Source organism: Mycobacterium sp. NGS26 (assembly GCF_059813025.1).
The window spans coordinates 200126-214001 of sequence record NZ_JCALDU010000007.1 but is presented as its reverse complement, the minus strand read 5'-3'; the positions used below and the strand labels follow the sequence as shown (position 1 = coordinate 214001).

At 71.1% G+C, this 13876-nt stretch carries 16 protein-coding genes; 7 read left to right on the top strand and 9 right to left on the bottom strand.

Annotation, left to right across the window (positions count from 1 at the left end; translation table 11 throughout):
• The first annotated feature begins 61 nt into the window (after window positions 1-61).
• A complete protein-coding gene (locus tag AC5Y6X_RS22150; protein ID WP_499989198.1) occupies window positions 62-493 on the top strand; it encodes a hypothetical protein in 432 nt (143 codons plus the stop codon).
• Here the strand turns inward: AC5Y6X_RS22150 and AC5Y6X_RS22145 are convergent.
• The 3 genes from AC5Y6X_RS22145 to AC5Y6X_RS22135 are packed head-to-tail and all read right to left on the bottom strand — an operon-like array spanning window position 445 to window position 2632.
• Window positions 445-927: a GNAT family N-acetyltransferase gene (locus AC5Y6X_RS22145; RefSeq protein WP_499989196.1), complete on the bottom strand. Its 483-nt coding sequence runs from the start codon at window positions 925-927 to the stop codon at window positions 445-447. The genes AC5Y6X_RS22150 and AC5Y6X_RS22145 overlap by 49 nt on opposite strands.
• Window positions 924-2024: an isochorismate synthase gene (locus AC5Y6X_RS22140; RefSeq protein ID WP_499989194.1), complete on the bottom strand. Its 1101-nt coding sequence runs from the start codon at window positions 2022-2024 to the stop codon at window positions 924-926. The genes AC5Y6X_RS22145 and AC5Y6X_RS22140 overlap by 4 nt, the downstream gene beginning before the upstream one ends.
• Window positions 2021-2632 (bottom strand): acid phosphatase, encoded by a 612-nt coding sequence (locus AC5Y6X_RS22135; protein WP_324678639.1) that lies wholly within the window; start codon window positions 2630-2632, stop codon window positions 2021-2023. Before AC5Y6X_RS22135 ends, AC5Y6X_RS22140 begins: the two co-directional genes overlap by 4 nt.
• 122 nt (window positions 2633-2754) lie before the next feature.
• On the opposite strand from AC5Y6X_RS22135, the gene AC5Y6X_RS22130 reads away from it, so the two are divergent.
• Entirely contained in the window at window positions 2755-3555 is an 801-nt protein-coding gene (locus AC5Y6X_RS22130) for a ParA family protein (protein ID WP_499989416.1), read from the top strand.
• A gap of 10 nt (window positions 3556-3565) precedes the next feature.
• Here AC5Y6X_RS22130 and AC5Y6X_RS22125 read toward each other — a convergent pair whose 3' ends face one another.
• Entirely contained in the window at window positions 3566-4792 is a 1227-nt protein-coding gene (locus AC5Y6X_RS22125; RefSeq protein WP_499989192.1) for an Rv3212 family protein, read from the bottom strand.
• A gap of 13 nt (window positions 4793-4805) precedes the next feature.
• Window positions 4806-6353, bottom strand: coding sequence for a DEAD/DEAH box helicase (locus tag AC5Y6X_RS22120; protein WP_499989191.1), 1548 nt, complete (start codon window positions 6351-6353; stop codon window positions 4806-4808).
• A 238-nt stretch (window positions 6354-6591) separates the two neighbouring features.
• On the opposite strand from AC5Y6X_RS22120, the gene AC5Y6X_RS22115 reads away from it, so the two are divergent.
• Window positions 6592-7287: a ferritin-like fold-containing protein gene (locus AC5Y6X_RS22115; RefSeq protein ID WP_499989188.1), complete on the top strand. Its 696-nt coding sequence runs from the start codon at window positions 6592-6594 to the stop codon at window positions 7285-7287.
• Between the two features lie 2 nt (window positions 7288-7289).
• On the opposite strand, the gene AC5Y6X_RS22110 is transcribed toward AC5Y6X_RS22115, so the two are convergent.
• A complete protein-coding gene (locus AC5Y6X_RS22110; protein WP_499989186.1) occupies window positions 7290-8045 on the bottom strand; it encodes an MmpS family transport accessory protein in 756 nt (251 codons plus the stop codon).
• 217 nt (window positions 8046-8262) lie between these two features.
• Here AC5Y6X_RS22110 and AC5Y6X_RS22105 point away from each other — a divergent pair, with 217 nt between their 5' ends.
• Window positions 8263-8526, top strand: a complete 264-nt coding sequence (locus tag AC5Y6X_RS22105) for a DUF3107 domain-containing protein (RefSeq protein ID WP_324678388.1) — start codon at window positions 8263-8265, stop codon at window positions 8524-8526.
• On the opposite strand, the gene fasR is transcribed toward AC5Y6X_RS22105, so the two are convergent.
• Complete coding sequence (gene fasR, locus AC5Y6X_RS22100) at window positions 8513-9196, bottom strand: HTH-type transcriptional activator FasR (RefSeq protein ID WP_324678386.1); 684 nt, start codon at window positions 9194-9196, stop codon at window positions 8513-8515. The two genes, AC5Y6X_RS22105 and fasR, sit on opposite strands and share 14 nt — an antisense overlap.
• A 170-nt stretch (window positions 9197-9366) precedes the next feature.
• Here fasR and AC5Y6X_RS22095 point away from each other — a divergent pair, with 170 nt between their 5' ends.
• The 3 genes from AC5Y6X_RS22095 to AC5Y6X_RS22085 all read left to right on the top strand — a co-directional run bounded on the left by AC5Y6X_RS22095 (window position 9367) and on the right by AC5Y6X_RS22085 (window position 12609).
• Window positions 9367-10401 carry a DUF3152 domain-containing protein gene (locus AC5Y6X_RS22095; protein WP_499989184.1) on the top strand — a complete coding sequence of 345 codons (1035 nt, stop codon included), beginning with the start codon at window positions 9367-9369 and terminating at the stop codon, window positions 10399-10401.
• Between the two features lie 107 nt (window positions 10402-10508).
• On the top strand, window positions 10509-11717 hold the full coding sequence (gene moeZ, locus AC5Y6X_RS22090) for an adenylyltransferase/sulfurtransferase MoeZ (RefSeq protein WP_499989182.1): 1209 nt from the start codon (window positions 10509-10511) through the stop codon (window positions 11715-11717).
• 37 nt (window positions 11718-11754) lie between these two features.
• Entirely contained in the window at window positions 11755-12609 is an 855-nt protein-coding gene (locus AC5Y6X_RS22085; protein WP_499989181.1) for a TIGR02569 family protein, read from the top strand.
• A 169-nt stretch (window positions 12610-12778) separates the two neighbouring features.
• Here the strand turns inward: AC5Y6X_RS22085 and AC5Y6X_RS22080 are convergent, their stop codons facing one another.
• Together AC5Y6X_RS22080 and AC5Y6X_RS22075 are read right to left on the bottom strand one after the other, a co-directional pair.
• Entirely contained in the window at window positions 12779-13087 is a 309-nt protein-coding gene (locus tag AC5Y6X_RS22080) for an MGMT family protein (RefSeq protein ID WP_499989179.1), read from the bottom strand.
• Window positions 13088-13089: 2 nt separating this feature from the next.
• A complete protein-coding gene (locus tag AC5Y6X_RS22075; RefSeq protein WP_499989415.1) occupies window positions 13090-13875 on the bottom strand; it encodes an alpha/beta fold hydrolase in 786 nt (261 codons plus the stop codon).
• Window position 13876 lies beyond the last annotated feature (1 nt).

The window sequence follows — 13876 nt, the reverse complement described above, 5'->3', positions numbered from 1 at the left end:
CGCTGTGCGGGAACCGCGCACGCGCAACCGAAGAGCCGGCCGGCGTGACTACGCTGGCGCTGTGCCGCCGCCCGCCCCGACCACCGTGCGCGTCTCGGGGTGGATCGTCGCGGTGCAGGGCGTCGCCGCGTTGGCGGTGGCCGCGGTGCTGGTGGTGCGCGTGATCGCCGGGGCCGATCAGCGGGTGGTCAACGGCCTGGGCACCGCGGCCTGGTTCGTCCTGGCCGGTGGCGTGGTGTTGGCCGCCGGGCGCGCGCTGGTGCTCGGCAAGCGCTGGGGCCGCGGCGTGGCCGTGTTCACCCAGCTGCTGTTGCTGCCGGTGGCCTGGTATGTCGCGGTCGGCTCGCATCAGCCGGCGTTCGGGATTCCCGTCGGCGTCGTGGCGCTGGCCGCCTTGGTCCTGCTCTTCACCCCCGCGGCCGTGCGCTGGGCCGCCGGGGGCGATCAGCGCGGCCCGGCCAGCTCGGCCAGCGGCGGGCCGGAGAGCCGATAGGTGGTCCACTCGCGCAGCGGCCGGGCGCCGATCTCGTCGTACAGCGCGATGGCGTCGGCGTTCCAGTTCAGCACCGCCCACGACAACCGCGTGTAGCCGTTGTCGAGGCACTCGCGGGCCAGCGCCGCCAACAGCGCCCGGGCCAGGCCGCGGCGGCGAAAACGCGGGCGCACGAACAGGTCTTCGAGGTAGATTCCCGCGACCCCGTCCCAGGTGGAGAAGCTGAGGAACCACAGCGCCATCGCGGCGACCCGGCCGCCGACTTCGGCGACATGCCCGTGCACCGTCGGCGAATCGCCGAAAAGCGCTGCGGAAATTTGTGTTTCGGTGACGGTGCATTGCTCGGGGGCGCATTCGAATTCGGCCAGCCCGTGGATCATGTCGGCAATATCGGCGCTGTCTTTCGGTGCGACGCGGCGGACATTGACGCTCATTGCTCCACGCCCAGCGCGCTCAATATCGTGGCGAATTTCGTTGTCGTCTCGTCGACTTCGTCGTCGGGGTCCGATTCGGCGACGATGCCGCCGCCGGCGTGCGCGAGGGCGCTGCGGCGGTCCGCCGACAGCTGTGCGCAGCGGATGGTCACCACCCAGACGCCGTCGCCGCTGGCGTCGCACCAGCCGACCGCCCCGGCGTAGAAACCGCGGTCGCCCTCCAATTCGGCGATGAGCTCGCACGCGGCCTTGGTCGGCACCCCTCCGACCGCCGGTGTCGGATGCAGCGCCAATGCCAAATCGATTGCGGTGGTTGATTTGTCGCGCAGCGTACCGCTGATCGGCGTGCACAGGTGCCAGACCGCCGCGGTGCGGCTCAGTTGGGGCTCGGCAGCGATCGTCAGGTCGTGGCACAGGGGCTCCAGCGCGGCCCGCATGGTGTCGATGACCAGCTGGTGCTCGTGGCGGTTCTTGGCCGATTCCGCCAGGGCGGCGCCGTTGGCGGCGTCGATGTCCGGGTCGGCGGAGCGGGGCGCCGAACCGGCGAACGGCCGGCATTCGACCCGGTCGCCGGAGCGGGCGACCAGGAGTTCGGGGCTGGCGCCCACCAGCGCGGCGCCCGCGTAGCCGTCGCCTGCGGCGGTCAGGTCGACGAGATAGCCGTAGGCGGCCGGGTCGGCGGCGACCAGCCGGCGCAGCACGACGCGCGCGTCCACCGCGGCGTCGGCGGCCAGCCGCAGCGCGCGGGCCAGCACCACCTTGCGCAGCGGGCCGCCCGGGGCGGCGAGCCGGTCGCGCGCGCGGCCGATCCGGGCGCGGTAATCGCCGGGCGGCGGGACGGCGGCGGCGACGCGCACCGCCGGCAGCGGCCCCGCCGGCCAGTCGGGCAGCCCGTCGGGGCGCAGCATGGTGCGCGGCGCCAGCAGGGCGGCGGGCTTAGCAACATCGAAAGGCAAGGCGCCCAACACGATTGGGGCCGAACCCGATCGCAGCGCGGCCCGCGCCGCCTGCACGTCGCGGTACCGCGCCCGCACCCCGTCGGCGATCAGGGTGCCGCGCGGCCCGCACAGCGCGAACGGCGGTTCGACGGCGCTCATCCGGGCGTGATCGCTTGCGGTTGGTTGGTCAGCCCGAGCGCCGCGAGCTGTCGCACGTCGTGCTCGAAACCGCACACGGCGATCGAGCCGGCGAGCATCCAGAAGCGGCTGCCCTCGACGAGCGGCAGCTCCACCCAGCGGGTGATGACCGAACGGGAGAAGTGGCTGTGCCCCACGAACACCACGTCGCGCGAGCTCATGTGCTCCAACGCCAGTGCGACGGCCCGATCGGCGCGGCCGCTGACCTGGGCCACGCTCTCGCCGCCGGGGCAGCCGTGCGTCCAGACCAGCCAGTCGGGGACCGATTCCCGGATCTGTGGGGTCGTCAACCCCTCGTAGGAGCCGTAATCCCATTCCGCGATCAGCTCGGTCACCTCGTCGACGGTGAGCCCGGCCAGCTTGGCCGTCGTCAGGGCGCGTATGCGGGGGCTGCTGATCACCAGCGGGTCGGCGAGTTTCAGCTCACGCAGCACCCGACCGGCGAGCTCGGCCTGGACGCGGCCGGTGTCGGTGAGTTCGAGATCGGTGCGGCTGGTGTGCTGCCCGGATTTCGACCACTCGGTCTCGCCGTGGCGCAGCAGCACCAGACGGTGGTTGTGCAAGCCCATGCCGACCGATTCTGCCGGACGACATCGGACGACATCTGGTGCCCGTAGGCCGAAGCGTTCGGCGGCCGAACATGCCAGGATGGCTCTGTGACCGCGGCGGCGATGAGAAGGGGCGGGCGCTGGTGAGCAAGACCCGGGTGTTGGCAGTGGCCAACCAGAAGGGCGGGGTGGCCAAGACCACGACGGTGGCCTCGTTGGGCGCGGCGATGGTGGAAAGCGGTCGGCGGGTGCTGCTCGTCGACCTGGACCCGCAGGGTTGTCTGACGTTCTCGCTCGGCCACGATCCCGACAAGCTGCCGGTGTCGGTGCACGAGGTGCTGCTCGGCGAGGTCGAGCCCAACGCCGCGCTGGTCACCACGATGGAGGGAATGACGCTGCTGCCGGCCAACATTGACCTGGCCGGCGCGGAGGCGATGCTGCTGATGCGGGCCGGACGCGAATACGCGCTCAAGCGCGCGCTGGCCAAGCTCGGCGACGAGTTCGACGTGGTGATCGTCGACTGCCCGCCGTCGCTGGGCGTGCTCACCCTCAACGGGTTGACGGCCGCCGACGAGGTGATCGTGCCGTTGCAGTGCGAGACGCTGGCGCACCGCGGCGTCGGCCAGTTCCTGCGCACCGTCGCCGACGTCCAGCAGATCACCAACCCGAACCTGCGGCTGCTGGGCGCGTTGCCGACGCTGTACGACTCGCGCACCACGCACACCCGCGACGTGCTGGTCGACGTCGCCGACCGCTACGACCTGCCGGTGCTGGCCCCGCCGATCCCGCGCACCGTCCGCTTCGCGGAGGCCAGCGCCTCCGGCTCGTCGGTGATCGCCGGGCGCAAGAACAAGGGCGCGACGGCCTACACCGAGCTGGCGCACGCGTTGATCAAGCACTGGAAGTCCGGCAAGCCGCTGCCCACGTTCGCCGTCGAGGTGTGAGGGCGGGCGGTCAGCCCAGGGCCACCACGGTGTCGCCCCGCTGCTCGAACACCCGGGAGCCGGAAACGGCGGGGACGACGGGCGTTCCGGGTGGCGCCGGGCCTCGGTCGACCGGTATGTAGCGCTCGTTCGCCCCGTTGACCGGGTCGTACACCCCGATGCCGCCGGTGACGGGCACCAGCAGCTTGCCGGCCATCATCGCGCCGGGTCCCAGCGGCGTCGCCTGGCCGGCGGCGATGGTGTAGCGCGGGGTCAGGGTGGTCGCGTCGAAGGCCATCACGGAGTCGCCGGTCCACCACGTCACCAGGCTGCCCGCCTGCGAGGCGACCGCCGAGCTCGACGGCGGCCTGGGCAGCAGGGTGCTCGACACGGTGGTGCCCGTCTCGTCGAGCACGTCGACCCGGGGCTGCGAGCCGGAGCTCGCCGGCAGATACACCGCCGTCGTGGTCTCCCGGACTGCGATCACGCGGGCGCCCGAATCCGCCGCGATCCCGGGCTCGGACACGACGTGTTGCTGGGGTTCGTCCTCCTCCTTGGCCGGACGCAGCAGCACCAGCCGCAGATCCGCCTGGTTGGCGCAGCTCTCCAACACCGAGACCGCCGACGAGCTGGCCGCCGCCGAGATCAGCCGGCATCCGGAGTGCAGGCCCCGCGCCGACGGCTTCACCCGGGCGTCGGTCTCGCCGTAGGCCAGCATCCGGACCATGTCCGAGCGCCACAGCTCCAGCCGGGTATCGCCCACCGACAACACGGTCATCCCGTCGGAGGACAGGCGCACGCGCGGATCGGCGTAGCCGCTGCGGGCGGGCCCGCGGCGGCCGGTGGACCCGTCCAGGGTGCTGACCTGGCCGCAGCCGCGGTCGTCGCGGAAGACCGCGACGGCGTAGCGGTAGAGCCAGGACAGCCCGCACAGGTCGGTGTCGCGGGCGTAGCTCCAGTGCGACTGGCCGGTGCCCGGGTCGCGCCCGTCGACCCGGCGCTTGTCGCCGGTGGCCACCGTCCCGCCGACCACCATGGGCGCGGTGGTGGCCGCGCTCGGGGCCGTCCACAGCTGTTTCAGGGACGCCGGCACCTCCCGGGCCGGCGTCGGGTTGGGCGCGCCGACCGCGGCGGGGTGGCTGACGGTGGCGCGGGCGTCGCTGGTCCACCAGATCAGCGCGGTGGCGGCGGCGACGACGACCGCGATCGCCGCGGCAGCGGCAATGTCGCCCCTGGTCCGGCGTTCGGGTCTGACCATGCCGCGGCGCGGCTCAGTTGGCCAGCGCGGAGGCCGCGGCGGTGTCCGCGGGCTTGCGGCGGCGCCGGCGGCGCCGGTTGGTCGCGCCGCTATTCGCACCGGACGGCGTTTCCGCGGCGGCCTCGCCGTTGCCACCCGGGGGAGCCCCGGCGGGGTGCCCGGAGACGGGCTGCCCGCCGCGGGTGCGCCGCCGCCGCTCGCCGGAGCGGCTGCGCGCGGGCTTCTGGCCGTTACCCTGGCTCGAGTTCCGGCTCGAGCCGCGGCTCGCGCCCTGGCCTTCGCGCCGCTTGACCGGAGACTTGCGGGCCGAACCGACGGTGCCGGCCGCCCCGGCCGGGATGCCGAGCTCGGCGTACAGGTGCGGGGAGTTGGAGTAGGTCTCGGCCGGCTCCGGGTTGCCCAGGCCCAGCGCCTTGTCGATCATCGCCCAGCGGGGCAGCTCGTCCCAGTCGACGAGGGTGACCGCGATGCCGGTCTTGCCGGCGCGACCGGTGCGTCCGATCCGGTGCACGTAGGCCTGTTCGTCCTCGGGGGTCTGATAGTTGATGACGTGGGTGATGTCGTCGATGTCGATGCCGCGCGCGGCGACGTCGGTGGCGACCAGCACGTCGACGTCACCGTTGCGGAACGCCTTGAGGGCCTTCTCCCGGGCGATCTGCCCGAGATCGCCGTGCACGGCGCCGACCTTGAATCCGCGCTCGGCCAACTCGTCGGCCACCTTCTGCGCGGTGCGCTTGGTGCGGGTGAAGATCATCGTCGCGCCCCGGCCCTCGGCCTGCAGGATGCGGCTGACCATCTCAACCTTGTCCAGCGCGTGGGCGCGGTAGACGAACTGCTCGGTGGTGTCGTGGGTCGCGGCGGAATGCGGTGCCTCGGCCCGGATGTGGGTCGGCTGCACCATGAACGTGCGGGCCAGCGTGATGATCGGGTCCGGCATGGTCGCCGAGAACAGCATCGACTGCCGGTCGGCGGGAATCTGGCGCAGGATCCGCTCGATGTCGGGCAGAAAGCCCAGGTCCAGCATCTCGTCGGCCTCGTCGAGCACCAGTACCGACAGCCCGCCGAGCTGCAGGTGACCCTGCTGGCACAGGTCGAGCAGCCGGCCCGGGGTGCCGACCACGACGTCGGCGCCGGTGCGCAGCGCGTCGATCTGCGGTTCGTAGGCGCGGCCCCCGTAGATGGACACCACCGACAGTCGGCGGCCGTCCTCGGCGGTCAGGTATTTGGCGGCGGTGGCCAGGTCCCCGGTGACCTGCAGGCACAGCTCGCGGGTCGGCACCACGACCAGGGCCCGCGGAGTGCCGGTGAGCGGCCTCGCGCCGGTGTCGGTCGTGATGCGCTGCAGCAGCGGCACGCCGAAGGCGAAGGTCTTGCCCATGCCGGTGCGGGCCTGGCCGATCACGTCGTCGCCGGCGAGGGCCAGCGGCAGGGTCAACTCCTGGATGGCGAACGGACGCTCGATGCCCTCTTCGGCGAGGGCCCGCACGATCTCGTCGCGCACGTCGAGTTCGGCGAAGGAGGCTTGGGGGGTCGGTTCAGTTTTGCTTGTCAGCGCGGTCATATGTGGGTGATGTGCCTTTCGGTGACGTCTTGGTTGGTGTCGGTTTTTCTGTCGCGGTCACGCGCGCACGAATTCCGACTCCAAGTCGCCGAGTCGCAGGCCCCTGCCCGATTTGGGCGGGCCCGCTGTGCACGCACATTTCGCCGGTGGCGGCGATACGGCCACCACCTCGGTCCATGATAGCTGGTCAACAGCCGGCGCCCGGCTTCCCCCATGTCAGCCGACTAGAGTGTTGCCCATGACTTCGGCCTCCTCCGCCGACCGGGTGGACGATTCACCCTCCCCACGACTGACCGCCGACCATCCCGGCGTCAACGAACTTTTCGCAGTGCTCGCCTACGGCGAGATCGCCGCGTTCTACCGGCTTACCGACGAGGCGAAGATGGCCCCCGACCTGCGGGGACGGATCTCCATGGCCAGCATGGCCGCCGCCGAGATGCAGCACTACGAACTGCTGCGCGACGCCCTGGAACGCCGCGGCGTCGACGTCGTCTCGGCGATGACGAGGTACGTGTCGATCTTGGAGAACTACCACCGGCTGACCATGCCGAGCACCTGGCTGGAGGCCCTGGTGAAGACGTATGTCGGCGACGCCCTGGCCGCCGACCTGTACCTGGAGATCGCCGACGGGCTGCCCGACGAGGTCGCCGACGTGGTGCGGGCGGCCCTGGCGGAGACCGGGCACTCCCAGTTCGTCGTCGCCGAGGTGCGCGCGGCGGTGACCGCGAGCGGCAAACAGCGCAGCCGGCTGGCGCTGTGGGCGCGCCGCCTGTTCGGCGAGGCGATCACCCAGGCCCAATACCTGCTGGCCGACCACGACGAGCTGGTCGACCTCGTGCTGTCCGGGACGGGTGGCCTGGGCCAGCTCGGCGCGTTCTTCGACCGGCTGCAGCAGACCCACGACCGGCGGATGCGCGAACTCGGCCTGAGCTGAGCTCAGCGGGTGCAGGTCGCGACGCTGGTGTTGTTGGTCGACGCCTTCACCGTTTCACCCGCCGCGTTGACGATCCCGCAATTGAGCCGGCCGTAGATGCTGGTCGCGATCACCGACTCGGTCTGCACGCCGGGATTGAGCACGATCACCTTCGACCACGGCAACGACACGTTGAACTCGGTCTGCGGGTAGCCCTGGGCGTCGGTGTAGACGACGTTCACCAGGTCGAACAGCTGCTTCGTTCCGGTCACGGTGTAGACGACGGTGCGCGGGTTCACCGCGACCGGCGGCGGTGCGGCGGCGGTGGGTGGCTGCATCGGCGCGGCGGTGGGCGGTTGCATCGCGCCGGGCGTTCGCGTCGGCGCCGCGCTGGGCGTCGTCACGGTGGTGACCGTCTCCGGGGGGAGTGCGGTCGCAGACGCGCTCGGTGACGTGCTGGGCGGGTTGGTGGTCCGCGGCGCGGACGTCACGGTGTGCGGAACCGGTGCACCCACGGTGGCCTTGGTCGACGCGCTGTCGCCGCTGTTGATGACGACGGCCGTGGTGATCGCGCCGAGGGCCACCACGGCGCCGAGGATCGCCGTGAGCGGGCGCAGGCGAAACTCGGCCGGCCAGCCGGTCCAGCTGTAGTCGCCGTCGGCGTGGGGCCCGGCTGGGTAGATCTCCTCGGTGTCGTCGTCGGTGTCCGCGTCGATGTAGTCGATGTAGTCGCCGGAATAGACGCGCACCTTGTCGAGAGGGGGCAGTGTGGTACCCATGGTGCCGAAGTTAGCCATGTGAAAACACGGATCCGGCGTCGAACCCGGTTGTGGCACCAGCTGGTAGCCAATCGTTATCTCCCCGCGACCGCCTTTTCGCTTACCGCGAACCCCGGCCGCGGCCGGCGGCGTCCCGCGGGCCCGGCGCGTCCACTAGCCTGCTGCTGACACGTCTGCGACTGCACTGCCAACCGCACTGCCAAGGGAAGGGGCCACTGTGGAGGTCAAAATCGGTATCACGGACAGTCCGCGCGAGCTGATCTTCTCCAGCGCGCAGACGCCCGGTGAAGTCGAGGATCTCGTCAGTGCCGCGCTGCGCGAGGGCGCGGGCCTGCTCAGCCTGAGCGACGACAAGGGCCGCCGCTTCCTGGTGCAGACCGACAAGATCGCCTACGTCGAGATCGGCGCGGCCGACGCCCGCCGGGTCGGTTTCGGGATCGGGGCGGAGGCGGCCGCCCGGAAGGCCGCTAAGAGCGAGTAAGCGGCACGTGTGACAGCCCGCCCCAAGCGAATTGGACGGTGCCCTCGACGGCGTCCGACTTGGAAATCGGGCGGTCGGAGTCCAGCCAGTACCGCGCGCAATCGACGCTGATCCCGACCAGCCCCACCGCGATCATCCGGGCGCGGTGCGGATCGAGGCCCGAGTCCTCGCTGATCAAGGCGAACACGGCGTCGATGCACGATTCGGTGGCCGCCCGCACCTGCGCGGCGACCTCGGGCTCGGTGACGTAGTCGTTCTCGAAAATCAGCCGATAGCCCTGGCTGTCGTGCTCGATGAAGTCGAAGAACGCCTGGACCGCCGAATGCAGGCGCCGCCGGTTGTCGGTGGTGGTGCTCAGCGCCTGCTGCACGCCCGACACCAGGTTGTCGACGTGCCGATGAAGCACCGCCAGATACAGCTCCAGCTTGCTCGAAAAGTGTTGGTACAGAACGGGTTTGCTGACTCCCGCGCGTTCGGCGATCTCGTCCATGCCGGCCGCGTGGTAGCCGTGGTCGACGAAGACGTCGCTGGCCACGACGAGCAATTGGCCGCGCCGCTCGTCGCGGGGCAGCCGGTTGCCCCGACGGTTCGACGCCGCCATGCCATCGGCCGGCCGGGGGTCGGCCGGTTTGACGGCGCGTCGTGGCGCCGCTTTGGCGAGTTCGCTCATCGAGTCCTCATCTGATTGTTGGCAACTGGCGGCCCGTCGCGAGAGACATTACTACCCGCGCCGTCCCCGCGGCCGTCATCGGCGCAGTCGGTGTTCGCAGAAGCGGTGCCGGGCGGCGCATTCGGGCGCGCCAGGGACGTCCCCGGTGTCAGCTGTGCGATCCTGGGGCAATGACGTCCCAGCCGCCCGGCCACGGCACCGGTCAGGTTCCCGTGCTGCGCGACGAGTGGCGAGAACCACTGCGCGCGCTGCGGGATCCGGTCGGCCGGGGCGCCGTGCGGGCCCGGGCGGATCGCGACCGGCCGCGCCGATGGCGCAAGCAGACATGGCTGGGCCGGTTCGTGTCCACGTACGGCTGGCGGGCCTACGCGCTGCCCGTTCTGGTGGCGCTCACCGCGGTGGTCATCTACCAGACCGTCACCGGCGCGGCCGCGCCGAAGCCGACGGCGACGCAACCCATTCAGAGCCCGCAGGACATCGGCGCGGTGGGCACCACGATCATCGACGCCCCGCCCCGCGGGCTGGCCACGTTCGACGCCGACCTGCCGGCGGGGACGCTGCCGGACGGCGGTCCCTTCAGCGAGGCGGGCGACAAGACCTGGCACGTCGTGCCGGGAGCGATGCCGCAGGTGGGCCGGGGCACCGCGAAGGTGTTCAAATACACCGTCGAGGTCGAGAACGGCATCGACCCCACGACGTTCGGCGGCGACGCGGCGTTCGCCCAGATGGTCGACCTGACGCTGGCCAATCCCAAGGGCTGGACGCACAACCCGCAGTTCGCGTTCGTCCGGATCGACGGAACTGGCGGGGCCAAGCCCGACTTCCGGATCTCGCTGGTGTCCCCGGTGACGGTGCGCGAGGGCTGCGGCTACGAATTCCGGCTGGAGACGTCGTGCTACAACCCGGTGTACGGGCCCGACCGGCAGGCGCGGGTCTTCATCAACGAGGCGCGCTGGGTGCGCGGGGCCGTCCCGTTCGAGGGCGATGTCGGCTCCTACCGGCAGTACGTGGTCAACCACGAGGTCGGCCACGCCATCGGGTACGTGAAGCACGAGCCGTGCGACAAGCAGGGCGGCCTGGCGCCGGTGATGATGCAGCAGACGTTCTCCACGTCCAACGACGACGCCGCGAAGTTCGACCCCGATTTCGTCAAGGCCGACGGCAAGGTCTGCCGGTTCAACCCCTGGCCGTATCCGATCGCCTGACCCCGTGCCTGAGACAGCGCGTCGGGAAGCATCCCCGGTTGTTTGCCGTTGATCAGGTCAACTGCTGTGATGGAAGTTGATCGCGAAGCCAACCGAGGAGATGTTCGGTGTCGACATCCCAGTCGTCTTCCCAGACGTCCGAGACATCGTTGCCCCCGCTCGTCGAGCCCGCCGGCCAGCTGAGCCGCGACGAGGTGGCCCGCTACAGCCGTCATCTGATCATTCCCGACCTGGGCGTCGACGGGCAGAAACGGCTCAAGAACGCGCGCGTGCTGGTGATCGGCGCGGGCGGGCTCGGCGCGCCCGCGTTGCTGTATCTGGCGGCGGCCGGGGTCGGCACCATCGGCATCGTCGACTTCGACGTTGTCGACGAGTCCAATCTGCAGCGCCAGATCATCCACGGCGTCGCCGACGTCGGGCGGTCCAAGGCCCAGTCGGCGCGCGACTCGATCGCCGCGATCAACCCGCTGACCGACGTGCGCCTGCACGAGTTCCGGCTGGAGCCGGGCAACGCCGTCGAGCTGTTCAGCCAGTACGACCTGATCCTGGACGGCACCGACAACTTCGCCACCCGCTACCTGGTCAACGACGCCGCCGTGCTGGCCGGCAAGCCGTACGTGTGGGGGTCGATCTACCGCTTCGAGGGCCAGGTCTCGGTGTTCTGGGAGGACGCCCCCGACGGCCGCGGCCTCAACTACCGCGACCTGTACCCCGAGCCCCCGCCGCCCGGCATGGTGCCGTCGTGCGCCGAGGGCGGCGTGCTGGGCATCATCTGCGCCTCGATCGCGTCCGTGATGGGCACCGAGGCGGTCAAGCTGATCACCGGGATCGGCGAGCCGCTGCTGGGCCGGCTGATGATCTACGACGCGCTGGAGATGACCTACCGCACGATCAAGATCCGCAAGGACCCGTCGACCCCGAAGATCACCCAGCTGATCGACTACGAGGATTTCTGCGGCGTGGTGTCCGAGGATGGCGTCGCCGCCGCCGCCGGCTCCACCATCACCCCGCGGGAGTTGCGCGAGTTGCTCGACTCCGGCAAGAAGCTGGCGCTGATCGACGTCCGGGAGCCGGTGGAGTGGGACATCGTGCACATCGATGGCGCCCAGCTGATCCCGCAGTCGCTGATCAACTCCGGTGAGGGCCTGGCGAAGCTGCCCCAGGACCGCATGCCCGTGCTGTATTGCAAGACCGGCGTGCGCTCGGCCGAGGCGCTGGCCGCGGTGAAGAAGGCCGGGTTCTCCGACGCCGTGCACCTGCAGGGCGGGATCGTGGCCTGGGCCCAGCAGATGCAGCCCGACATGGTGATGTACTGACGCAATCCCGCAGGTGGGCTCTATTAGGCTTGCTCGCGTGACCCTCGAGCCGCCGCCCGAACATGTGCTGACGGCGTTCGGTTTGAGCGGGGTCAAGCCCATCGCCCTGGGCGCCGGCTGGGAGGGCGGCTGGCGCTGCGGCGAGGTCGTGTTGTCGGTGGTCGCCGACCACGCCCGCGCGGCGTGGTCGGCCCGGGTGCGCGAGACGCTGTTCGTCGACGGGGTGCGCCTGGCCCGCCCGGTCCGCTCGACCGACGGGCGCTACGTGGTCTCGGGGTGGCGGGCCGACACGTTCGTCGCCGGCACGCCCGAACCGCGGCACGACGAGGTCGTCTCGGCGGCGGTGCGGCTGCACGAGGCCACCGGCAAGCTGGAACGCCCCCGATTCCTGACCCAGGGGCCCACCGCGCCGTGGGGCGACGTCGACGTGTTCATCGCCGCGGACCGCGCCGCGTGGGAGGAGCGGCCGTTGGCCTCGGTGCCGCCGGGGGCCCGCACCGCGCCGCCGACCGCCGACGCCGCGCGCTCGGTCGAGCTGATCAACCAGCTCGCCACCCTGCGCAGGCCCACCAAGAGCCCCAACCAGCTGGTGCACGGAGACCTTTACGGCACAGTGCTTTTCATCGGCACCGCCGCGCCGGGCATCACCGACATCACGCCCTACTGGCGGCCCGCATCGTGGGCCGCGGGCGTAGTCGTCGTCGACGCGCTGTCCTGGGGCGAGGCCGACGACGGGCTCATCGAACGTTGGAGCGCGCTGCCGGAGTGGCCGCAGATGTTGTTGCGCGCGTTAATGTTTCGCCTCGCCGTCCACGCCCTGCATCCGCGGTCGACGGCCGAGGCGTTCCCGGGCCTGGCCCGCACCGCGGCGCTGGTCCGGCTGGTGCTCTAGGCCAGCTTTGTTGACCAGGCCGCGGTCGGGTTTGACTGTGAACACACGGCTTTCGCGGTGGACCCAGGGCCGGGTTTCCGCGGAATCCCCGCCGCTGGAGCACACTCAAAGCCGTGGCTTCACAGCGAAAGCCGTGTGTTCACAGTCGGCGCACTCCGGCGGCCCCGGGCTAGGTCCCGCGCGGGAACTCGTAGCGGACGACGTCGAGGGCGATCCTGCCGTCGACGGCCAGAACCCCCTCGGCGCGCAGCAGCTCGAGCTGCCGGGTGGTCAGATGCCGCGCCGGGCGCCCGGACGCGGTGATCACCCGGTGCCACGGCAGGTCGGAGGAGTCGGTCCGCATGATCCAGCCGACAATGCGCGGGCTGGAAAGGCCTGCGACGGCGGCGATGTCGCCGTAGGTGGCGACCCTGCCCGACGGGATGGACGCGACCAGCGAGCGCACCCGCTCGACCTGCTCGTCGGTCACCGGCGCCACGGTCAGCGGCCTTGAAGCTGCTTGCGGGCCAGCGCGGCGACTTCGGCGTGCTTGGCGTAGGGCACCATGTGGTTGCAGTCGAATTCGAGCAACTCGAAATCGGGCCCCAGGCGGCCGCGCAGCCCCGCGACGAGTTCGTCGGTGACGTAGGGCGGCGTGGTCCACTTCGCGCGCACCAGCGTCGTCGGCGTGCCCGCCGGCGGTAACACGACGTCGCGGGCCAACTCGCTCCAGTAGGACATCATCGCCGGCAGGCTGACGCGCCACCCGTACCGTCCGCTCGGCAGCTCGACGAGATGCTCGTCGAGTTCGGCGTCGAGCAGGGCGGGATCCACGTCCGACCAGGAGCCCGTCACCTTTTCGGCACGGGCCTCGTCGGGGTCCGGATAGTCGGGCGAGGAGAGCATCGCGTCGGCGATCTCCCGCATCCACCCGCCGTCCAGGCCGGCCGCCGGATCCAGCAGCAGCAGCCCCGCCACCCGGTCGGGCCGGGCCGCGGCCAGCTGCATCGCCAGCGCTCCGCCGAACGAGTGCCCGACCACCAGCACCGGGGTGTCGGCCTCGTCGTCGAGCAGCGCGGCCAGCGCCGAGACGTTGGCGTCGATGTTCCACGGCGCGGCCCACGACGACCGGCCGTGGCCGAGCAGATCCGGTGCAGCGACGGCGATTTCGGGTAGCGAGTCGGCCAACTTCTGCCACCGCTGCCCGTGACCGGTCAGCCCGTGCAGGGCGAGCATCCGCACCGGGCCACCGGGGCCGTAGCGGTGCACGTGAAGGTCGGCGGTCACG

Bases quoted from the DNA above. Each gene is read 5' to 3' on its own strand.
- AC5Y6X_RS22145 (WP_499989196.1), bottom strand. From the start codon at position 927: ATGAGCGTCAATGTCCGCCGCGTCGCACCGAAAGACAGCGCCGATATT.
- AC5Y6X_RS22140 (WP_499989194.1), bottom strand. From the start codon at position 2,024: ATGAGCGCCGTCGAACCGCCGTTCGCGCTGTGCGGGCCGCGCGGCACC.
- AC5Y6X_RS22135 (WP_324678639.1), bottom strand. From the start codon at position 2,632: ATGGGCTTGCACAACCACCGTCTGGTGCTGCTGCGCCACGGCGAGACC.
- AC5Y6X_RS22125 (WP_499989192.1), bottom strand. From the start codon at position 4,792: ATGGTCAGACCCGAACGCCGGACCAGGGGCGACATTGCCGCTGCCGCG.
- AC5Y6X_RS22120 (WP_499989191.1), bottom strand. From the start codon at position 6,353: ATGACCGCGCTGACAAGCAAAACTGAACCGACCCCCCAAGCCTCCTTC.
- AC5Y6X_RS22115 (WP_499989188.1), top strand. From the start codon at position 6,592: ATGACTTCGGCCTCCTCCGCCGACCGGGTGGACGATTCACCCTCCCCA.
- AC5Y6X_RS22110 (WP_499989186.1), bottom strand. From the start codon at position 8,045: ATGGGTACCACACTGCCCCCTCTCGACAAGGTGCGCGTCTATTCCGGC.
- fasR (WP_324678386.1), bottom strand. From the start codon at position 9,196: ATGAGCGAACTCGCCAAAGCGGCGCCACGACGCGCCGTCAAACCGGCC.
- AC5Y6X_RS22095 (WP_499989184.1), top strand. From the start codon at position 9,367: ATGACGTCCCAGCCGCCCGGCCACGGCACCGGTCAGGTTCCCGTGCTG.